At 69.0% G+C, this 19344-nt stretch carries 19 protein-coding genes, 1 tRNA gene and 1 riboswitch; of the genes, 5 read left to right on the top strand and 15 right to left on the bottom strand.

The window, feature by feature from the left end; translation table 11 throughout:
• Positions 1-12: 12 nt before the first annotated feature.
• On the bottom strand, positions 13-969 hold the full coding sequence (locus tag EPO51_RS02290) for an alpha/beta hydrolase (protein ID WP_293345557.1): 957 nt from the start codon (positions 967-969) through the stop codon (positions 13-15).
• 216 nt (positions 970-1185) lie between these two features.
• Positions 1186-1311 (bottom strand): hypothetical protein, encoded by a 126-nt coding sequence (locus tag EPO51_RS02285; RefSeq protein WP_293345555.1) that lies wholly within the window; start codon positions 1309-1311, stop codon positions 1186-1188.
• A 75-nt stretch (positions 1312-1386) separates the two neighbouring features.
• Here EPO51_RS02285 and EPO51_RS02280 point away from each other — a divergent pair, with 75 nt between their 5' ends.
• Genes EPO51_RS02280 through EPO51_RS02270 form a run of 3 tightly spaced genes read left to right on the top strand, consistent with a single transcriptional unit; the run spans position 1387 to position 4005 of the window.
• Positions 1387-2055, top strand: coding sequence for a DUF969 domain-containing protein (locus EPO51_RS02280; RefSeq protein WP_293345553.1), 669 nt, complete (start codon positions 1387-1389; stop codon positions 2053-2055).
• Positions 2052-3005, top strand: a complete 954-nt coding sequence (locus EPO51_RS02275) for a DUF979 domain-containing protein (RefSeq protein ID WP_293345551.1) — start codon at positions 2052-2054, stop codon at positions 3003-3005. The genes EPO51_RS02280 and EPO51_RS02275 overlap by 4 nt, the downstream gene beginning before the upstream one ends.
• Positions 2986-4005 carry a DUF2891 domain-containing protein gene (locus EPO51_RS02270; protein WP_293345549.1) on the top strand — a complete coding sequence of 340 codons (1020 nt, stop codon included), beginning with the start codon at positions 2986-2988 and terminating at the stop codon, positions 4003-4005. The genes EPO51_RS02275 and EPO51_RS02270 overlap by 20 nt, the downstream gene beginning before the upstream one ends.
• On the opposite strand, the gene EPO51_RS02265 is transcribed toward EPO51_RS02270, so the two are convergent.
• The 8 genes from EPO51_RS02265 to lon all read right to left on the bottom strand — a co-directional run bounded on the left by EPO51_RS02265 (position 4002) and on the right by lon (position 13126).
• Positions 4002-5927 carry a flavin-containing monooxygenase gene (locus EPO51_RS02265; protein ID WP_293345547.1) on the bottom strand — a complete coding sequence of 642 codons (1926 nt, stop codon included), beginning with the start codon at positions 5925-5927 and terminating at the stop codon, positions 4002-4004. The two genes, EPO51_RS02270 and EPO51_RS02265, sit on opposite strands and share 4 nt — an antisense overlap.
• A gap of 81 nt (positions 5928-6008) precedes the next feature.
• Positions 6009-6926: an aldo/keto reductase gene (locus EPO51_RS02260; RefSeq protein ID WP_293345545.1), complete on the bottom strand. Its 918-nt coding sequence runs from the start codon at positions 6924-6926 to the stop codon at positions 6009-6011.
• Positions 6926-7816, bottom strand: a complete 891-nt coding sequence (locus tag EPO51_RS02255) for an alpha/beta hydrolase family protein (RefSeq protein WP_293345543.1) — start codon at positions 7814-7816, stop codon at positions 6926-6928. Before EPO51_RS02255 ends, EPO51_RS02260 begins: the two co-directional genes overlap by 1 nt.
• Positions 7817-7860: 44 nt before the next feature.
• A tRNA-Val gene (locus EPO51_RS02250) sits at positions 7861-7937 on the bottom strand.
• 35 nt (positions 7938-7972) lie between these two features.
• Positions 7973-9370 carry a peptide MFS transporter gene (locus tag EPO51_RS02245; protein WP_293345541.1) on the bottom strand — a complete coding sequence of 466 codons (1398 nt, stop codon included), beginning with the start codon at positions 9368-9370 and terminating at the stop codon, positions 7973-7975.
• A gap of 25 nt (positions 9371-9395) precedes the next feature.
• Entirely contained in the window at positions 9396-9977 is a 582-nt protein-coding gene (locus EPO51_RS02240) for a TMEM165/GDT1 family protein (RefSeq protein WP_293345539.1), read from the bottom strand.
• Positions 9978-10067: 90 nt separating this feature from the next.
• A riboswitch (yybP-ykoY riboswitch) is annotated at positions 10068-10167 on the bottom strand.
• 88 nt (positions 10168-10255) lie between these two features.
• The gene (locus EPO51_RS02235) at positions 10256-10531 is read right to left on the bottom strand and encodes an HU family DNA-binding protein (RefSeq protein WP_293345537.1); all 276 of its coding nucleotides are present in this window, start codon (positions 10529-10531) and stop codon (positions 10256-10258) included.
• Between the two features lie 198 nt (positions 10532-10729).
• Positions 10730-13126, bottom strand: coding sequence for an endopeptidase La (gene lon, locus EPO51_RS02230; RefSeq protein WP_293345535.1), 2397 nt, complete (start codon positions 13124-13126; stop codon positions 10730-10732).
• A gap of 350 nt (positions 13127-13476) precedes the next feature.
• Here lon and EPO51_RS02225 point away from each other — a divergent pair, with 350 nt between their 5' ends.
• Entirely contained in the window at positions 13477-14220 is a 744-nt protein-coding gene (locus tag EPO51_RS02225) for a class I SAM-dependent methyltransferase (RefSeq protein ID WP_293345533.1), read from the top strand.
• Between the two features lie 288 nt (positions 14221-14508).
• Positions 14509-15474 carry a zinc-dependent alcohol dehydrogenase family protein gene (locus tag EPO51_RS02220; protein WP_293345531.1) on the top strand — a complete coding sequence of 322 codons (966 nt, stop codon included), beginning with the start codon at positions 14509-14511 and terminating at the stop codon, positions 15472-15474.
• A 25-nt stretch (positions 15475-15499) separates the two neighbouring features.
• Here EPO51_RS02220 and EPO51_RS02215 read toward each other — a convergent pair whose 3' ends face one another.
• The 5 genes from EPO51_RS02215 to EPO51_RS02195 all read right to left on the bottom strand — a co-directional run.
• Positions 15500-15886, bottom strand: a complete 387-nt coding sequence (locus EPO51_RS02215; protein ID WP_293345529.1) for a VOC family protein — start codon at positions 15884-15886, stop codon at positions 15500-15502.
• A 24-nt stretch (positions 15887-15910) separates the two neighbouring features.
• A complete protein-coding gene (locus EPO51_RS02210; protein WP_293345527.1) occupies positions 15911-16498 on the bottom strand; it encodes a 2-hydroxychromene-2-carboxylate isomerase in 588 nt (195 codons plus the stop codon).
• The gene (locus EPO51_RS02205) at positions 16498-17220 is read right to left on the bottom strand and encodes an SDR family oxidoreductase (RefSeq protein ID WP_293345524.1); all 723 of its coding nucleotides are present in this window, start codon (positions 17218-17220) and stop codon (positions 16498-16500) included. Before EPO51_RS02205 ends, EPO51_RS02210 begins: the two co-directional genes overlap by 1 nt.
• A 39-nt stretch (positions 17221-17259) precedes the next feature.
• Positions 17260-18585 carry a DHA2 family efflux MFS transporter permease subunit gene (locus EPO51_RS02200; RefSeq protein WP_293345522.1) on the bottom strand — a complete coding sequence of 442 codons (1326 nt, stop codon included), beginning with the start codon at positions 18583-18585 and terminating at the stop codon, positions 17260-17262.
• A 119-nt stretch (positions 18586-18704) separates the two neighbouring features.
• Positions 18705-19344 (bottom strand): AAA family ATPase (locus EPO51_RS02195; RefSeq protein ID WP_293345520.1); only part of this gene is annotated, 640 nt, incomplete at its 5' end.

Raw genomic sequence — 19344 nt, 5'->3', positions numbered from 1 at the left:
GGCGCCGAGGGACTACTTCTTCAGGTGGCCTTCGAACCAGCCGACCATCGCATTCATGGCGTCGGTGGCGTACGCGTCGGTCTTGGCCGGGTCGCCCTTGACGTAGAAGTCGTGGTCGGCGCCCGGGTACATCTTCAGCTTGTTTTCCACGCCGGCCTTGTCGAGGGCCGCGTGCATGGCTTCGGCCTGTGAGGGCGGCACGCCCTTGTCGGCGTCGCCATGCAGGATCAGCGTCGGCGGATCGCGCGCATCGACGCTGAGGATCGGCGAGACGGACGGAAGGAGCTTGTCGTCGAACGCGATGGCGCCGCCCTTCGGGCGGCCCTGGAGGAGGGCCGCCAGGTCGGTGGGCGGGAAGTAGGCGACGACGGCTGCTATACGGTTGCCCGAACGCTCCAGCGGGTTGGCGGCCGTGGGGTCCCCGTCATCGGCCATCACGCCGGCGACGAGAGCGAGATGGCCTCCTGCGCTCGCGCCCCACGCGCCGATCCGCGCGGGATCGGCGCCGTAGTCAGCGGCGTGCAGCTTGATGTGGCGCATCCCGAGCCGGACGTCTGAGACCGCGTCCGGAACCTGGAAACGCGGCGCAGACGCGTGGTAAAGCGCGACCACGGTGAAGCCCTTGTCGATCAGCGCCTGATAGCGGGCCTGGCGTTCTTCCGGCGGGGCCCATGACGATCTCCAGCCGGCCGACACCATGTTGACCACAAGCGCGCCATTGGCCCTCTTCACCGGCTTGAAGACGTCGTAGGTCAGCGCCATGCCGTCGCGGTGGCCGTAGATGACATCCCGGACGTAGGTGGCAGTCTTTAGTTCCGCAGGCGTCGGCGCTCGCAGGGCGTTGCGAGGATAGCCGCTGAGCGGCGGGCCCGGGTCGGCGGGCGGCTGGGCCGGAACCTGCGCCACGGCGGCGGCGCCGGCGACGACCGCCAATACGAACGCGAGCGCCGCGCCCCAGAGCCTGTTCATCGACGGTCCCCCGGATGTCTTTCGTTCGAACCTAGCGGTAGCGAAGGCAGAGCGCCAACACCGTCGCGCTCATCGTCTGCCGACTTCAGGATGGAGTATTGGGCGGAAGTTCGCCGGCTTCGCCAATGGCTCAGCGCCGAGGTCCGCCAGGAACTGGATCTCTCGCCGCCCGCCTTCGGGCCTTCGCGGCTCAGAACGAGTCGGCCGGCGAGGTCGTCAGCCGTCCAGGGGGCCCTTGCGGCCGGGCGGGGTCCAGGGTGGCGGGTCGCTGGCGGGGAAGGATTCCTCGCCCGCCTCATCGACCTCGTCGTGGTCCCGGTCCGGATCGCGGGGCTGGCTCATGACCCCGGATTCTAGGCCGTTGCCCAAGCCGCCGCCAGCCGCTCCAATGGCCGCGGAATCGCTTGAGGGACCGGCATGCTGACGCTTCTGGGCGTGGCCACCGTGGTGGTCGGCTTCGCCGTGCGGCTGAACCCGCTGCTGGTCGTGACCATCGCCGCCTTCGTCACCGGCCTGGCCGCCGGCCTCTCGCCCGTCGAGGTGCTGGAAGCCTTCGGCAGGGCCTTCAACGAGAACCGCTTCGTCACCGCCGCCTACCTGGTCCTGCCGGTGATCGGGGTGGTCGAGCGCGCCGGGCTGCAGGAGCGCGCGCGGTCGCTGATCGCCCGGTTCAAGGGCGTGTCGGTCGGCCCCTTCCTGATCGGCTACCTGGCCTTCCGGCAGATCACCTCGGCGCTGGGCCTGACCTCGATCGCCGGCCACGCCCAGAGCGTCCGCCCCATGGTCGCCCCGATGGCCGAGGGCGCCGTGGAGGCGCGCACCGGCGAGCTCAGCGACCAGACCCGGCAGGACACCCGGGCCATGGCGTCGGCCACCGACAACATCGGCCTGTTCTTTGGCGAAGACATCTTCATCGCCATCGGCTCGATTCTGCTGATGGTGGGCTTCCTGGCCACCAGCGGCATCGTGATCGAGCCGCTCCATCTTTCGATGTGGGCCATCCCCACGGCGCTGGTGGCGTTCGTCCTGCACGCCGGCCGGCTGCTGCTCTTCGACCGCAAGCTGCGGCAAGGGCCAAGCGCATGATCAAGCTCTCCGCCGTCTACATCCTGTCCGGCCTGGTGTTCGGCGCCTTCGCGGTGCTGAGCGCCATGGACGCCAACAACAGGAAGCGCTTCGGCAATGCGGTCTTCTGGGGCCTGGTCGCGGTGAGCTACCTGGCCGGCGACCATCTGGGCGACCTCGGCAATGGCATCCTGGTGCTGGGCCTGGCCGCCATCGCCGGCTTCGGCCTGCTCGGCCGCGGCCAGCCCGCCACCACCTCGCTGGAGGAACGCAAGGTCCTGGCCGAGCGGTTCGGCGAAAAGCTCTTCATCCCCGCCCTCACCCTGCCCGTCGTGGTGGCGTTCGGCGTGCTGGTCCTGAAGCCGCTGGAGTTCGGCGGGACGCCCCTGCTCGATCCCAAGCAGGCGACGCCGCTCTCCCTGGCTCTCGCCGCGGTCATCGCGGTCGGCGTGGCGTTGATCCTGCTTCGCCAGCCGCTGATCAGCCCGCTGCAGGAAGGCCGCCGGCTGATGGACACGGTGGGCTGGGCCGCCTTGCTGCCGCAGATGCTGGCGGCGCTGGGCGCAATCTTCGCCCTGGCCGGCGTCGGCCAGGTGATCGGCGACCTGGTCACCACCTGGATCCCCATGGACGCCCGGTTGACGGCGGTGGCCGTCTACTGCCTGGGCATGGCCGGGTTCACGATGATCATGGGCAACGCCTTCGCCGCCTTCCCGGTGATGACCGCCGGCATCGGCCTGCCGATCCTGATCCACAAGTTCGGCGGCGACCCGGCCGTGGTGGCGTCGATCGGCATGCTCTCGGGCTTCTGCGGGACGCTGATGACCCCGCTGGCCGCCAACTTTAATCTCGTGCCGGCGGCTCTGCTGGAGCTGCCGGATCGTTATGCCGTGATCAAGGCGCAGATCCCGACGGCGCTTCCGCTGCTGATCGCCAACGTGGTGCTGATGTATGTCCTCGCCTTCCGTTAGCCGCCTCGCGCCGGAGCTGGCGTCGCAGTTCGCGCGCCTCGCGCTGGGCCACGTCGCCCGCGAATACCCGAACAAGATGGACCACGTCCTCGCCGGCCCTGAGGACGTGAAGGGTCCTCGTGACCTGCACCCGATCTTCTTCGGCAGCTTCGACTGGCACTCCTGCGTCCACGGCTACTGGACCCTGGCCACCGTCCTGCGCCTTTGCCCGCAGATCCCGGAGGCGCCCGCCATCCGCGACCTGTTCGACGACGCCTTCACCCACGCCAAGGTCGCCGCCGAGGTCGCCTACCTCCTGCGCCCGTCCGCCCGGGGCTTCGAGCGCCCCTACGGCTGGGCCTGGCTGCTGAAGCTCCAGGCCGAGCTCCTGCTCCACGAGACGCCCTGGGCGACGACGCACCGGCCCCTGGCCCAAGCCTTCGCCCAGCGGTTCCGCGACTTCCTGCCCATCGCCGCCTACCCGGTCCGCACCGGGGTACACTCCTCGACCGCCTTCGCCCTGGCGCTGGCCAGCGACTATGCGGCCGCCACCAGCGACGGCGACCTGCTGGCGCTGTTCGAGGCCAAGGCCCGTGACTGGTATCTCGCCGACCGCCACGCCCAGGCCTGGGAGCCGTCCGGCGACGACTTCCTCTCCCCGACCCTGATGACGGCCGAATGCCTGCGGCGCCTCCTGCCCGACAACACCTTCCAGACCTGGTTCGCCGACTACCTGCCGCACGCCGACGAGGCCCGGCCCGCGACCCTGTTCGCGCCGGCCCTCGTCACCGACCGCACCGACGGCAAGATCGCCCACCTGGACGGCCTGAACCTGTCGCGCGCCTGGTGCTGGCGCGCACTCGCCGCGGCCCTGCCCTCCGACGATCCGGCCCGGCCGGCGATGGAGGACGCCGCCGCGCGCCACCTCGCCGCCAGCCTGCCGCACGTGGCCGGCGACTACATGGGCGAGCACTGGCTGGCGTCGTTCGCCCTGCTCGCCCTCACCGCCGTTGACGCTTAGGCCACCGGCTCCGGCGTCTTCTCCAGGACGAAGTCGTCCGGATTCGGGGCCAGGGTGGCGCGCCAGTAGTCGATCAGGCCGAAGGGCCAGTTCTGGCTGACCCGGCCGAAGCTGTTCTTGTACCAGCTCGAAACCTTGGGCGAGCCCCAGGCCCAACCGGCGTTCGCCTCGTCCACCCGGCGGTTGAAGTCGTCATGCACCGCCGTCTTCACCTCCAAGGCGCGCGCGCCGGTGTCCGCCAGCAGCTTCAGGCAGCCCACGATGTAGCGGACCGAGCACTCGGAGAAGAAGATGATCGAGCCGTTGACCACGATGTTGGTGTTCGGGCCGTAGGTGATGAAGAAGTTCGGGAAGCCCGGCACGGTCATGCCCAGATAGGCCTTGGCGTCGCCGCCCCAGGTCTCGTGCAGGTCGCGCCCGCCCCGGCCCTTCACCTTCAGGTACGACAGGAAGTTCGAGGCCTGGAAGCCGGTGCTGTAGATCAGCACGTCGTATTCGTGCTCCACGCCGTCGGCCGTGACGATGCCCTTGGGCGTGATCCGCGCGATCTTCTCCGTGACAAGCTCGACGTTGTCGCGCTGCAGGGCGGCCAGCCACACGCCGTTGTCCAGCACCGCGCGCTTGCCGCCGATTGGGTATTTGGGCGTCACCTTGTCCAGCAGTTCGGGCCGCACGGTCATCTGCGCCCGGTACGATTCGATCACCATGTCGCGGAGCATGGCGTTTTCCGGGCCCACGGCGTCGGGGCCGCCGTTCCAGCTCGGATCGGACTTCACCATCGGCAGGAAGCCTTCGGTCGTGCTCCAGAACAGGTAGAACCGATACCACTTGTCGAAGTAGGGCACGTGCTCCAGCACCCACTTCATGTTTTCGGGCACGCTGTCGTGGTAGTGCGGGACCGGCAGACCCCAGGGCGGCGAGCGCTGGAACACGGTCATCTGCGCCACCTCCGGCGCGATCTCCGGCACGAACTGGTAGGCCGAGGCCCCGGTCCCGATCACGCCGACCCGCTTGCCTTTCAGGTCCACGTCGTGCCGCCATTCGGCGGAGTGGAAGGCCGGGCCCTCGAAACTGCCCACACCCTCGATGTCGGGCATCCGCGGCCGGTTGAGCTGGCCGACGGCGGTGATCACGGCGTTGGCCTCAATCACCTCGGTTCGGCCGTCCTTGCCCTTGAGCGTCGCGCGCCACAAGGCGCGGCCCTCGTCCCAGGCCACGGTCTCGACCAGGGTCTCGAAGCGGATGCGCTTGCGCAGGTCATACTTCGCCGCGATGCCGCGGAAGTACTCCAGCAGGACCGGTTGGGGCGAGAAGTGCTGCGGCCAGGCGTGGTTGGGCTCGAACGAGTAGCTGTACATGTGGTTCGAGTTGTCGACCCGGCAGCCGGGATAGGTGTTCTCGAACCAGGTCCCGCCCACGTCGGCGTTCTTGTCGACGATTTCGAACGGCACGCCGGCCTGGCTGAGCCTTATGCCGGCGAGCAGGCCGGTCATGCCCGCGCCAATCACCAGCACCTTCAGCCTGCGGGCGGCGGCCTGGAGCTGCGGCTGCTCGAACTGCGGGTCCTTGGTGCTCTTGCCGGCCAGGGTCAGCTCGTCGACCAGGAAGTCCACGTACTGCTCGGGGATCGGCGCGCCGGCGACGAAGTCCATCTGGCGGCGCAGGGTGGCCGTATCGGTGCTGGCCATCTGCAGCGGCTTGCCGCCCAGGTAGGCGCGGATCGCCTCGGCGGCGGCCTTGCGGGCCTCCTCCTGCCGCTCCGCAGGGATGCCGATGTCGTTGCGGTCCATCGAATTGTAGACCGGCGTCCACTCTGGCCGCAGCCAGCCGGTCTCGCCGGTCATATGCACCAGCGCCGTCAGCAGCGCCGGCAGATGGGCGTCCTTCAGCACATCCTCGAGGTTCTCGGGAACGTCGGCCATGGTGCTCCTGCCCGTAGGTTATCGTTGTTCTGGCGAGCAACATGACTCCCGCATACGGCTGGCGGAAGTCCTCACGTGACGTCAGGGGACACCCTTCTGTGCGGCATGGATGCGGGCGAGCACCCCGCTCGGCAGCGCCAGCCCGGAGGCCGCCAGGTTCTCGCGCAGGTGCTCCGGGCGGGTCGCCCCGAAGACGGCGGCGCTGAGGCGGGGGTTGGCCAGGACGTAGGCGAGCGCGGCCTGCGACCCGGTCACCTCCGGCAGGCGATGCAGGAAGCGGAAGCGCGCGCCGCGGCGAAGCTCTCCGCGGTGCTTGGCGAGGGCGCGGGCGGCGTACCAGAGGTCCTGCGGGCCGCGCAGGCGTTCCACCAGCGGTCGGGTATGACCCATGGCCAGCGGCATCCCGGCCAGCACGCCCTTCCCCGCCGCCGCGGCCCGCGCGATCAGCGGCTCCCGCTCCGGCCGCAGGACGTTGTAGTCCACCATCACGACGTCGACGCCCGGCAGGCCGATGGCATGGTCGATGACGGCCGGATCGAAGCTGTTCAGGCCGACGGCCCTGACCAGGCCCCGGGCCTTGAGCGCCGCCAGGGTCTCCATCGCCGCGTCCAGCTCGTGGACCGACGGGCCGTGGAGTTGCAACAGGCCCAGGGTCTCGAGGCCGAGGTTCCCGAGGCTTCGCTCGGCGCTGGCCGCGATGGCCGCCGGCGACATGTCCCGCGCGATCCGGCCGCCGCCGGCGTGGTAGGTGCCGGCCTTGGTGGCGATGACCAGGCGCGACCTGTCACCGCCTCTCAACGCCCGTCCCAACCGCGGTTCCGCCTCGCCCGCCGAGTAGCTGGCGCCGGTGTCGAACAGGGTCACGCCCCTATCGATCGCCTCATGGACCAGGCCGACGGCCGTGCGCTCGTCGAACCGCGGCTTGCCCCACCAGCTGGCGCATCCGAAGCCGAGTTCGGAGACGGTCAGGCCGGTGCGTCCGAGCGGGCGGTAGCGCATCAGCGCAGCCTGGCGGCTTCGCGCTCGATCGCTGGCGCGACGACGGTCTTCCAGGCCTCCGTCGTCGGGATCACCACGTCGTAGTGGGTCGCGCCCGGGATCGCGATGGCCTCGGCCTGGTCACCCGCCTTTCGGACGCGGGCCGTGTAGGCCTTTCCCGTCGCCGGGGGCATCACATGGTCCAGGACGCCCGAGATCATCACCACGCGGGCGCCGCTGGGCAGCAGCTCGGCGGGCGAGGTGTCGGCGTAGGCGTCGGCGCGGTCGGCCAGGCCGATGATCCTGGGGATCGGCTCCGGCCCGCAGGCCCCGGCGAAGATGTCGCCCTGGCCCTCCAGATCGCCGATGCCGCCCAGGCTGACCACGGTTCGGATCCTCAGCGGATCGCCCCGCCATAGCGGGCTCGTCTTCGGCAGCCGGGCCCGCGAAGCCGCCCAGAGCGCCAGGTGCCCGCCGGCGGAATGGCCCACGGCGAGCACCCGCTTCGTGTCCAGCCCGTACCTCGGAGCCTCGGCGCGGATGCGATCGACGGCATCGGCCACGTCCAGGAACGTGCCCGGATACCCCGCACCGGGCTCGCCCAGCTTGCGGTACTCGACGTTCCAGACGGCATAGCCACGCCGCGCCAGGTCGGCCGCCATGCCGCTGGTCTGCGGCAGGCCCTGATACTCCGCGAGATAACAGCCGCCATGGATCAGCACGACGACGGGATGCGGCCCCGCGCTCTTCGGCAGGAACAGCTCGACCGCCTGGGCCGGCGCGGGGCCGTAGGCGATGTGCGCATCCGCCTTCGCCTGGGGCTGGCTCATGTAGTCCTGGACGGTGGCGGGTTCAGCCATGGCCGCCGATGCGAACATCGCGCCCACGAGAACCGCGAGCCATGGCTTCATATCCTTCTCCCAGGCGCCGGCCGTAGCGCTCGTGGCGCGAAGGCTGGTGGGCGGCGAGGGGCTCGAACCCCCGACCCCCTCGGTGTAAACGAGGTGCTCTAACCAACTGAGCTAGCCGCCCGCAGGACGCTTCTAGATCAAGTTCTGTGGCCAAGCCTAGACCGCCCGTCCCCGCGCCTCGCTGGTGTTCTCGTGGCTGAGCCACTTGGCGAAGAACCGGCCGACGATGAGGAAGACCACGCCTGCCCCGGCAGCGATGGCCGCGTGCATCAGCCAGAACTGGCTGGCGGGCATCTTCTCCAGGAGGGTGCCCAGGATGCCGACCGTCTGGTTCCCGGCGAACAGGTGCAGGTAATAGATCCCGATGATCGTGCCGCCCATGGCCGCCGGGGCAGCGCGGGCGTAGAGCGCCAGCGAGACGGGCAGCATGTTGGCGAAGGCGATGCTGTTCAGGATGTGGAACAGCACGCACCACCAGATGGAGACCTTGGTCCCTGTCTGCTCGGCGATGATCGCGCCGGCGGCCAGCGACAGGACGCCGGTCACCGAGACGAAGGCCCCGATGGTCAGCTTGCCGATCTCGTCAGGTTCCTTGAAGCGTTTGGCCCACAGCCGCCAGAAGACGACCATGCCGGCCAGGAACGAGACCGACATCACGCTGTCGAGGGTGATCAGCCAGGTGGTTGGAACCTTGTCGCCGCCGAAGGTCAGGTCGACGCTGCGGTCGGCCCAGACCAGATAGGCGTTGAAGATCTGCTGGTTGGCCAGCACCGAGGCCGACAGCACCGGCAGCAGCAGGATCAGCAGGGCGACCGTGCGGCCCTCCCCCGGCTGCAGCTTCGGCTTGGCGACCTTCGCCTTGCCTCGCAGCGGCGGATCGGGCGGCAGGTGGCGGCGGCCGATCATGTAGATGACCAGGGCGATCAGCATGCCGATCCCGGCGACGCCGAAACCGTAGTGCCAGCCGACCTTCTCGCCCAGGGTGCCGGCGATCAGCGGCGCGGCGATCACGCCGGCGTTGATGCCCAGGTAGAAGATCTGGAACGCGTCGGCCCGGCGCAGGTCGCTGTCGCCGTAGAGCGACCCCACCTGGCCGGCGATGTTGCCCTTGAAGCAGCCGGTCCCCAGCACCAAGCATAGCAGCGCCAGTAGAAAACTGCTGTCGAAGGCCATCAGGAAGTGGCCCGCCGCCATCAGCAGGCCGCCCAGGATGATCGTCCGCGTCTTGCCCAACAGCTGGTCGGCCAGGATGCCGCCCAGGATCGGGGTCAGGTAGACCAGGCTCGAGTACAGCCCGAAGATCGCCGACGAGATCGCCTGCGTCGAGGCGCCCGGGTGGTAGACGAACTGGATGACGCGCTCGAAGGCGGCGAAGCCGACGATCTGCTCCACGTGCGGCGCCAGCAGCAGCATCTTGGTCATGTAGAGCACCAGCAGCGACTGCATGCCGTAGTAGGAGAACCGCTCCCAGGCCTCCGTGAAGGCCAGGAAGCCCAGCCCCTTCGGGTGGCCAAGGAAGGCCGTATCGCCGTCGCGGGCCGTGGTCGCAGTCATCGGATTCTCCAAACCCGGCGGGACCTTAGACGTGGAATCCCGGCTTAAGAAGCGCGGCTGCGAGCACCCACACGCCGATCAGCGCGAACACGACGGCGGCTGCGATCCGGACGTAGCGCAGGGGCACGATCCTGGTGGCCGCCTCGCCCAGGAACACGGCGGGCACATTGGCCAGCATCATGCCCAGGGTGGTGCCGGCGGCCACGACGAAGATGTCATGGAAGCGGGCCGCGAGCAAAGTTGTCGCGATCTGGGTCTTGTCGCCGATCTCCACCAGGAAGAACGCGACGAGGGTCGTCAGGAACACGCCGCCGGCCGTGCGATTGCCGGCTTCTTCGTCGTCCTTGTCGGGAATGAGCGCCCAGGCGGCCATGGCGACGAAGCCGACGCCGACCAGGATCTGAAACGCGGGCCCGGTGAGGTACTCCGCGACCACGAAGCCCAAGGTGGCGGCCAGGCCATGGTTCGCCAGCGTCGCGGCCAAGATGCCGAGGATGATCGGGACAGGGCGGCGGAACCGGGCGGCCAGGACGATGGCCAGCAGTTGGGTCTTGTCGCCGATCTCGGCGATGGCCACGAGGCCGGCGGAGATGAAGAAGGGTTCCAAGGGCGCACACTCGGGACGCGGCGTTCGACACGACGACGCAGATCCTCCGCCGCGCCCGTGGGCTATGGAGGCCGCATCGCCGGTCTCGCCAATCCGGACCTGGACGGTCCGCCGCACGCGCCATGGCCCGAAAGGCCAAGTCTGTTGACGCGGGCTCCGCTGTCTTGCGGACGGCTACTCCCCGAAGAGGCAGGCTTCCTAGCGCGCGCCGGCGCCCGGGCCAAACGAAAAGAGCGGCCGCGTCAGACGGCCGCCCCTTCCAGGTCCCCCCGATCGTTCTAGCTGTTCAGAGTGCTCTTCAGCGAGTCGCCGACGCGGAAGCGGCAGGTCTGCGTCGCCGGGCGCTTCACCTTCTCTCCGGTCCGCGGATTGCGCGCGATGCCGGCGGCGCGCTTCACGGGCACGAAGCTTCCAAATCCCACGAGACGGACCTCATTGCCCGCCTTCAGCGAGTGCGAGACGGACTCCATGAAGGCGTCGAGGGCTTCCTTAGCCTGCGCCTTGTTCAAGCCCGCCCTGTCGGCGATCGCCGAGACGAGTTCGGCCTTCGTCATATGTGTTTTCTCCCAGCCCAATTTTCATTTTTGGCGTGGAGGATCTTGGGCCGCGCCCGCCTACGCCTTGCTCGAATTCAGGCATGACAAAGCGTGGCCGTCAAACGGCAGCGGCGCGGGAATCGCTCCCGCGCCGCGCCTTGTCACAGAATTTGATCGCCGCCGACGCCAGGCCGGCGGCGATACCATGTTTTCGAACTAGTGGATGCCGATGGCGTCGGCCGCGTCGTCGTCAGGAACGGCGACGGCGACCGGAACCGGTTCGGTCCACTCGATCGCCACCGGCTGACGGGTCAGGGCCTTGGCCAGGACTTCATCCATGGTGTTGACCGGGATGATCTCCAGCGCCGACTTCACGTTCTCCGGGATGTCGGCGAGGTCCTTCTCGTTCTCCTGCGGGATCAGCACGGTCTTCACGCCGGAGCGCAGGGCCGCGAGCAGCTTCTCCTTCAGGCCGCCGATGGCGGTCACCCGGCCCCGCAGCGTGACTTCGCCGGTCATGGCGATGTCCGCCCGGATCGGGATGCCCGTCAGGACGGAGACGATGGCGGTGGCCATGGCCGCGCCGGCGGACGGGCCGTCCTTGGGCGTGGCGCCGTCCGGCACGTGGATGTGGACGTCGGTCCGCTCGAAGGAAGGCGGTTCGATGCCGAACTTCGTGGCCCGGCTGCGGACATAGCTGTTCGCCGCCGCGATCGATTCCTTCATCACGTCCTTCAGGTTGCCCGTGATGGACATGCGGCCCTTGCCGGGCATCTTGACCGCCTCGATGGTCAGGATATCGCCGCCGAAGTCGGTGTAGGCCAGGCCGGTGATGATGCCGACCGCGTCCTCCGCGTCCGTCTCGCCGTAGCGGTACTTCTTGACCCCGGCGTACTTCTCGAGCCGCGCATCGTCGATCGTGATCGAGATGAGCTTCTCGCGGCCCAGGTCACGCACGGTCTTGCGCGCCAGGTTGCCCAGTTCGCGCTCCAGGCTCCGGACCCCGGCTTCACGGGTGTAGTAGCGGATGAGGCCGCGGATGGCGTCTTCCGGCACCACGAACTCTTCCGGCGTCAGGCCGTGGTCCTTGGTCAGCTTCGGCAGGATGTGCCGCTTGGCGATCTCGACCTTCTCGTCCTCGGTGTAGCCGGGGATCCGGATGATCTCCATGCGGTCCAGCAGCGGCTGGGGCATGTTGAGCGAGTTGGCCGTGGTGACGAACATCACCGGCGACAGGTCGTAGTCGACTTCCAGGTAGTGGTCGCCGAAGGTCGAGTTCTGCGCCGGGTCCAGCACCTCGAGCAGGGCCGAGGACGGGTCGCCGCGATAGTCGGACCCCATCTTGTCGATCTCATCCAGCAGGAAGAAGGCGTTGGTCGACTTGGCCTTCTTCATCGACTGGATGATCTTGCCCGGCATGGAGCCGATGTAGGTGCGGCGGTGGCCGCGGATCTCGGCCTCGTCGCGCACGCCGCCCAGGGAGACCCGCACGAACTCGCGGCCGGTGGCCTTGGAGATCGAGCGGCCCAGGGACGTCTTGCCGACGCCGGGAGGGCCGACCAGGCACAGGATCGGGCCCTTCAGCGTGCCCACGCGGCTCTGCACCGCCAGGTACTCCAGGATCCGTTCCTTGACCTTGTCGAGGCCGTAGTGGTCCTCGTTGAGGATGTCCTCGGCCTTCTGCAGGTCGATGGGCTTCTGCTTGGCCTTACCCCACGGGATCGACAGCAGCCAGTCCAGGTAATTCCGGACGACCGTGCTCTCGGCCGACATCGGGCTCATGTTGCGCAGCTTCTTCAGCTCCGCCTCGGCCTTGGTGCGGGCTTCCTTGGAAAGCTTGGTCTTCTTGATCTTCTTCTCGAGCTCGAGCAGCTCGTCGCGGTGGTCGTCCTGCTCGCCCAGCTCGCGCTGGATCGCCTTCATCTGCTCGTTCAGATAGTACTCGCGCTGGGTCTTCTCCATCTGCCGCTTCACGCGGTTCCGGATCTTCTTCTCGGTCTGCATGACCGAGATCTCGCCCTCCATCAGGGCGTAGACCTTCTCCAGGCGCTTCACGACGTTGAAGACTTCCAGAAGCTGCTGCTTCTCGGCGATCTTCACCGACAGGTGGCCGGCGATGCGGTCGGCGAGCTCGCTGGGGTTGTCGATCTGCGGGATCGCGGCCAGCGCCTCGGGCGGCACCTTCTTGTTCAGTTTGACGTAGTTCTCGAACTGCTCGACGACCGCGCGGCTCAGGGCCTCGGCCTCGGGCGAACCCGCGCCGTCTTCCTGGACCATGGCGATCTCGGCTTCGTAGTAGTCGCCCGTCGTCGTGAACCGGGTGACGCCCGCGCGCGCCTTGCCCTCGACCAGCACCTTCACGGTGCCGTCGGGCAGCTTCAGCAGCTGCAGGATGGTGGCGACCACGCCGACGTCATAGATGGCGTTCGGCGACGGGTCGTCGTCGTCCTTGTCCTTCTGCGTCGCCAGCAGGATCTGCTTGCCCTCGGCGCGCATGGCTTCCTCAAGGGCGCGAACGGACTTCTCCCGGCCGACAAACAGCGGAACCGGCTGATGGGGGAAGACCACGATATCCCGCAAAGGCAGGATCGGGAGGATCTTGATCTCTGACATATTGCTCTAACTCCTGGCGGGCCTGTTTTGTCTCAGACCTCGCCTATCGGATCGCGGTCACTCAAACGATGCGCTTGAGTCGGACGACCCGTCGCCGGACCTCGGCGTTGGCTCGATGATTTATGTGGACGGTTTCGAACGCCTTTCAAGCGCCGCAAGAACCATGCGCGACACTGCGTCCCATCGCCCCACATATGTCAGCTTGAGCGGGAAGGACGCCGGGTCTAGCGCAAGCTCATGCCCCGAACACAACCGCCCAGATAGGGTTTCGCGCCGCTTGTCTCAAGTGTGTCCCTGCGGGGAGGGTTCGGCTTAGGCTCGGCTGGTCGCCGATCCAACCGGGAACGCCCATGAAACGCCCCCTCCTCGCCGCCCTGCTGGCCGCCGTCCTCGCCGCGCCGACGGGCGCCGGCGCCGCCCTGCCCTCGGCCGTCGTGGGCAATCCGGCCCGCGCCGCCGACGTCAAGAACGACGCCCGCCGCAAGGGGCCGGAGTTGGTCGCCTTCGCCGAGGTGAAGCCGGGTCAGAAGGTCTATGACCTGATCCCCGGCGGCGGCTATTTCACCCGGCTCTTCAGCCTCGCGGTCGGGCCGTCGGGCAGGGTCTACGCCGTCTGGCCGGACGAGTACGACAAGGTCTCCAAGCCGGACTCCGACGTGATGCGCAAGATGGCCGCCGCGGCGCCCTTCACCAACGTCCGCGTCATGACCCAGCCCGCGCGGGCGTTCAGCGCGCCGGAGCCGCTCGACCTGGTCTTCACGTCGCAGAACTACCACGACTATCCGGACCCCTTCATGGGCAAGGTCGACCCGGCCGTCCTGAACGCCGCCGTCTATAAGGCGCTGAAGCCTGGGGGCCTGTTCGTGATCGTCGACCATCGCGGCCGGCCAGGCACGGGCATGAAGGAGACCGACACCCTGCACCGGATCGACGTCGCAACGGTGAAGCAGCAGGTGACGGCCGCGGGCTTCCGGTTCGAGGGCGAGAGCAGGCTGCTGGCCAACCCGAAGGACCCGCTGACCGCCACGGTGTTCGACAAGTCGATCCGCGGGAAGACGGACCAGTTCGTGCTGAAGTTCGGGAAGCCGCGCTAGCGGGCGGGGCGCCTCGCGCTGCTCAGGCGGAGGGATCGATGTCGTGGAGCGGGGCTTCCACGTCGGGAATGGACATGGCAGCGCGTCAGGAACGGACCTGGCGGTATGGAGGGGTGAATGCCAGCCTGGCCGCCGGGCGAGATCGCGTCAGGGCTATCGTCGACATCGACAGGCCGGAACGCTTGGCGCATGACGGCCCGACGACGGGACGTCGGCAGAGGTCAGGGTCGAAGGTCAGCAATGAGAGCGTATCGCTTCGATAGCTTTGACAGTCTGGAAGAGCTTCGCTTGCGGGAGGAGGCCGACCCGGCGCCGCAGCGCGGCGAGGTGCTGGTGCGCGTACATGCGGTCTCACTCAATTTCCGCGACATCGCCATGCTGCGGGGGCGTTACCCGCGCAAGTGCGTTCCCGGCCTGATCCCGGTCAGCGACGCCGCCGGCGAGATCGTAGCGTTGGGCGAGGGCGTCCAGGCCTTCAAGGTCGGCGACCGCGTGCTGGGCGCCTTCCACCCGCGGTGGTTCGGCGGGGAGATGCCGTCGACGATCGCCAGCGACAGCTACGGGGCCGAGAGCGACGGCTGGCTATGCGAATTCAAGGCGATCAGCCAGGAGGCCGTGGTCCGCCTGCCCGAGGGCCTGTCCTACGAGGAGGCCTGCACGTTGCCATGCGCCGGCCTCACCGCCTGGACGGCCCTGACGGGGCCCGCGCCGATACGCGCCGGGCATACGGTGCTCGTACAGGGCAGCGGCGGCGTCTCGATCTTCGCCCTACAACTTGCTCGCGCCACCGGAGCCACGGTCATTGCCACGACCTCCAGCGCCGCCAAGGCCGACCAACTGAGGGCTTTAGGGGCGGCGGAGGTTGTGAACTACGCGGATGACCCGGAATGGGGAAAGGCGGTCCGCGCGCTGTCCGGCGGCAGGGGCGTGGACCGGGTTGTCGAAGTTGGCGGACCCGGCACCATCGCCCAGTCCCTCCGCGCGGTCGCGCTGGGCGGCGAGATCGCGTCCATCGGCTTCCTCAGCACCGAGAACCCTGGCATCGACTTCTTCCAGCTCAAAATGAGCGGCGCGAGCTTTCGCAATATCACCGTCGGTGACCGCGCTGGGCTGCTGGAGCTCACCCGCGTCGTCGCGGCCACCGGCTTGAAGCCGGTCATCGACCGGGTCTTCGCCTTCGGCGAGGCTCACGACGCCTTCAGCCACCTCGAACGCGGCGGACATATGGGCAAGGTCGTGATCCGCGTGAGCTAGCGATCGTGGGTTTGGGCACTCGCCCCTACCCTCGCGGCCGGTCGCCCTTCCAGTTGAGCTCGATGGTCACGCCGTTGGGGTCGCGGACGAAGATCTGTCTCACCGAGGTTCCGGGGGTGGTGGTTGCGCGGTGCTGGAGCCCGGTCTTCTCCACGCGGGCCAGGGCCTCGTCGTAGTCGGCGATGTCGAAGGCGAAGTGGTCCAGGCTGGAGCCGTCCGAGGCGGCGGCCGGGCGGTCGACCTGCACCAGATGCACCACATCCTTGTCGCCGGCGTAGAGCCAGGCGCCGGGGAACGGGAACGGCGGCCGCCAGCCCTCGGCCAGACCCAGGACGTCGACGAACAGGGCCTTGGTGGCCGCGAGGTCCGCCGTGCGGATGTTGACGTGGTCGAGGGCGCGGATCAGGGACATGGGCTCAATGTGGCCCCGTCGGGGTCACGCGGCCAGCGCCTCTTCCACCCAGTCCAGCCGGTCCTGGCCGAAGAACATCTCGCCGCCGACGAAGAAGGTCGGGGCGCCGAACGCGCCGCGGGCCACGGCGTCCTCGGTCGTGGCCTTGAGACGGGCCTTGACGTCGTCGCGCTCGATCAGGGCGCGGAACTCGTCGCCGCCGACACCGGCGCGGGCCAGAACCGGCGCCATTTCAGCCGGATCGCCCAGGTTCCTCGGGTCGCGCCACATGGCCTCGAAGACGGCGTCCAGATAGGCCATGAACCGCGGATCGTCCTGAAGCCCGGCCGCGCCGCGCATCAGATGCAGGGTGTTGATCGGGAAGAACGGATTGCGCTGGAACGGCACGCCGTGGCGCTGGGCGAAGCGGGCCAGGTCGACGCTGGTCCAGGCGCCCTTGGCCGGGACCTCGGCCGGCGAATGGTTGCCGGTCGCCTTGAACACCCCGCCCAGTAGGAAGGGCTTGTAGTCAACGGTGGCGCCCGTCCGCGCGGCGATCTCGGGCAGACGCTTGTAGGCGACGTAGCTGGCCGGGCTGCCGACGTCGAAGAGGAACTCCAGCACCTTGGCCATCAGAAGCTCTCCATCCAGGGCCGCAGGTCCAGCTCGTGGGTCCAGGCGTCGCGCGGCTGGGCGTGCAGCATCCAGTAGGCGTCGGCGATGTGGTCGGGGTTGAGGATGCCGTCCTGGTCCTTGAGCGCATAGCGGGCGGGGAAGTTCTCGGCGATCCAGGCGGTGTCGATCGCCCCGTCGATGATGGTGTGGGTCACGTGCAGCCCCTGAGGCCCCAGCTCGCGCGCCATGCTCTGGCTCAGCGCGCGCAGGCCGTGCTTGGCCGAGGCGAAGGCGGCGAACCCTTCCCGCCCCCGGATCGAGGCGGTGGCGCCGGTGAAGATGATCGTACCCCGCCCCCGCGGCGCCATGCGCCTGGCGGCCTCGCGCCCGGCCAGGAAGCCGGAGAAGCAGGCCATCTCCCAGACCTTGAAGAAGACGCGGCTCGTCGTCTCGGCGATCGGGAAATTGACGTTCGCCCCGATGTTGAAGACGCAGGCCTCGATCGGCGCGATCTTCTCCTCCACGGCGTCGAAGAGCGCGACCATCTGCTCCTCGTTGCGGGCGTCCACGCCGAAGGGATGGGCCCGACCGCCCTCGGCACGGATGGCCTCGGCCAGGGGCTCGAGCTGGTCGGCGTTGCGGCGGACGATCACCGCCTCGAAACCCTCGCGCGCGAACCGCTTGGCGATGGCGCCGCCCAGGGCGTCGCCGGCGCCGATGACGATGATCGACTTGCTCATGCCGCCATTAGATGACGATCATCATATTCCTGCAAGCCGTCAGGCGGGCTTGCGCGAGGGCCCCACCGTCAGCAGGGCGATCACCGCCGAGCCGACCGCCGCGGCCGCGGCGACCGTCAGGGCGATCCGGTAGCCGGACAGGATCGCCTCGGCCCCCGATCCGGCCAGAACGAAGCCCACCAGCGCCACGGCCAGCAGGCCCGCGATCCGGGCTACGGCGTTGTTGATCCCCGAGGCGGCGCCTTCGTGCTGGTCGGGCACGGCGCCCAGCACCGCGTCGGTGAGCGGCGCCACGGCCAGGCCCAGGCCCAGCGCCATGACCGCAAGGCCGGGAAACGCGCCCGTCCAGTAGGCCGCGTCCGCCGCCCGCCAGACCAGCAGCCCGAAACCCGCCGCTACCAGCACAGGGCCGGCGACCAGCAGCGTCCGGGCGCCGACGCGGGCCGCCAGCCGCCCGGCCACGGGCGAGAGCGCCGCCAGGCCCACCGACAGCGGCAGCAGCGCCGCCCCGGCGAGGGCGGTCGGATACTGGTGCACGCGCAGCAGCAGGAACGGCAGCAGGAACATCGCCCCGCCGAACGCTCCGTAGAGCAGCAGTGTGTAGGCGTTCAGCCCGGAGAAGGGCACGGACCTGAAGAGGTCCAACGGCATCATCGGGTTCCGCGCCCGGCGCTCGACGGCGAGGAACACCGCCAGTCCGCCCAGGCCCAGGACCAGGGCCGCCGGGATCGGCGGGCTCGTGAACCCCAGCTTCGGCGCGTCGGTCAGCGCCCAGGTGATGGCGGCCAGGCTGAGGGTGATCACGACCGCGCCCCGCCAGTCCACTGGCCCGGTCTGCTCGCCCTTGCTCTCGCGGGCGGCGGAAGCCACCAGCCAGATCGCCAGCGCCGCGATGGGCAGGTTGATCAGGAACACCGCCCGCCAGGAGACCGCGTCGGTCAGCCAGCCGCCCAGCACCGGCCCGACGGCGCTCATCAGCCCGCTGGCGCCCGCCCAGATCCCCACCGCCTGCCCACGCCCCTTGGCGTCGAAGGTGGCGCCCAGCAGGGCCAGGCTGGCCGGGGTGAGCAGGGCCGCGCCCATGCCCTGGACCGCGCGCGCGGCGATCAGGACCGGCAGGCTGGGGGCCAGGCCGCAGCCGAGCGACGCGGCGGTGAAGAGCACCACGCCCGCCAGGAACACCCGCTTGCGGCCATAGCGGTCGGCCGCCGCCCCGCCGGCCAGCACCAGGGCGCCCAGCAGCAGGGCGTAGGCGTTCATGATCCACTGCGCGGAGGCGACGTCGCCTTCCAGCTCAAGCTGCATGATCGGCAGGGTCAGGCTGACCGCCGACCCGTCGATGAAGGCCAGGCTGGACCCAAGCACCGTCCCGGCCAGAACGAGGCGGCGGGCCGCTTCGGGACGGTCCGAAACGACAGCGCCCGCGGCTCTTGCGGAGCCGCGGGCGCAGGGTTCGTGCAGATGGGCCACCGGCCCGGATCAGCTTAGGCCGCGCCGCCCTTGTCGCGGCGCTCGGCGTAGATGATCAGCGGCTGGGCGCGGCCTTCCACGACCTCGGCGTTGACCACCACCTCTTCGACGCCGTCGTAGGTGGGCAGCTCGTACATGGTCTCGAGCAGGATGCTTTCCAGGATCGAGCGGAGGCCCCGCGCGCCGGTCTTCCGCTGAATGGCCTTGCGGGCCACGGCGTTCAGGGCGTCGTCGGTGAAGGTCAGGCCCACGTTCTCCATCTCGAAGAGACGCATGTACTGCTTCACGAAGGCGTTCTTGGGCTCGGTGAGGATCTTCACCAGGGCCTTCTCGTCCAGGTCGTCCAGGGTGGCGATCACCGGCAGACGGCCGATGAACTCTGGGATCAGGCCGAAGCGCAGCAGGTCGTCCGGCTCCACCTGGCGGAAGATCTCGCCCGTGCGGCGGTCGTCCGGATCCTGCACCTTGGCGCCGAAGCCGACCGACGTGCCCTGGCCGCGCGCGGAGATGATCTTCTCCAGGCCCGCGAAGGCGCCGCCGCAGATGAACAGGATGTTGGTGGTGTCGACCTGCAGGAACTCCTGCTGGGGATGCTTGCGCCCGCCCTGCGGCGGCACGGAGGCCACGGTGCCCTCCATGATCTTCAGCAGGGCC

Source organism: Phenylobacterium sp., from assembly GCF_004297125.1.
Classification (GTDB): domain Bacteria; phylum Pseudomonadota; class Alphaproteobacteria; order Caulobacterales; family Caulobacteraceae; genus Phenylobacterium.
This window is presented reverse-complemented; position numbering and strand designations above follow the sequence as displayed.

What these genes read in the sequence shown, in the direction of transcription:
- EPO51_RS02290 (WP_293345557.1), bottom strand. Translation starts at nt 969, where the DNA reads ATGAACAGGCTCTGGGGCGCGGCGCTCGCGTTCGTATTGGCGGTCGTC.
- EPO51_RS02285 (WP_293345555.1), bottom strand. Translation starts at nt 1,311, where the DNA reads ATGAGCCAGCCCCGCGATCCGGACCGGGACCACGACGAGGTCGATGAG.
- EPO51_RS02280 (WP_293345553.1), top strand. Translation starts at nt 1,387, where the DNA reads ATGCTGACGCTTCTGGGCGTGGCCACCGTGGTGGTCGGCTTCGCCGTG.
- EPO51_RS02275 (WP_293345551.1), top strand. Translation starts at nt 2,052, where the DNA reads ATGATCAAGCTCTCCGCCGTCTACATCCTGTCCGGCCTGGTGTTCGGC.
- EPO51_RS02270 (WP_293345549.1), top strand. Translation starts at nt 2,986, where the DNA reads ATGTCCTCGCCTTCCGTTAGCCGCCTCGCGCCGGAGCTGGCGTCGCAG.
- EPO51_RS02265 (WP_293345547.1), bottom strand. Translation starts at nt 5,927, where the DNA reads ATGGCCGACGTTCCCGAGAACCTCGAGGATGTGCTGAAGGACGCCCAT.
- EPO51_RS02260 (WP_293345545.1), bottom strand. Translation starts at nt 6,926, where the DNA reads ATGCGCTACCGCCCGCTCGGACGCACCGGCCTGACCGTCTCCGAACTC.
- EPO51_RS02255 (WP_293345543.1), bottom strand. Translation starts at nt 7,816, where the DNA reads ATGAAGCCATGGCTCGCGGTTCTCGTGGGCGCGATGTTCGCATCGGCG.
- EPO51_RS02245 (WP_293345541.1), bottom strand. Translation starts at nt 9,370, where the DNA reads ATGACTGCGACCACGGCCCGCGACGGCGATACGGCCTTCCTTGGCCAC.
- EPO51_RS02235 (WP_293345537.1), bottom strand. Translation starts at nt 10,531, where the DNA reads ATGACGAAGGCCGAACTCGTCTCGGCGATCGCCGACAGGGCGGGCTTG.
- lon (WP_293345535.1), bottom strand. Translation starts at nt 13,126, where the DNA reads ATGTCAGAGATCAAGATCCTCCCGATCCTGCCTTTGCGGGATATCGTG.
- EPO51_RS02225 (WP_293345533.1), top strand. Translation starts at nt 13,477, where the DNA reads ATGAAACGCCCCCTCCTCGCCGCCCTGCTGGCCGCCGTCCTCGCCGCG.
- EPO51_RS02215 (WP_293345529.1), bottom strand. Translation starts at nt 15,886, where the DNA reads ATGTCCCTGATCCGCGCCCTCGACCACGTCAACATCCGCACGGCGGAC.
- EPO51_RS02210 (WP_293345527.1), bottom strand. Translation starts at nt 16,498, where the DNA reads ATGGCCAAGGTGCTGGAGTTCCTCTTCGACGTCGGCAGCCCGGCCAGC.
- EPO51_RS02205 (WP_293345524.1), bottom strand. Translation starts at nt 17,220, where the DNA reads ATGAGCAAGTCGATCATCGTCATCGGCGCCGGCGACGCCCTGGGCGGC.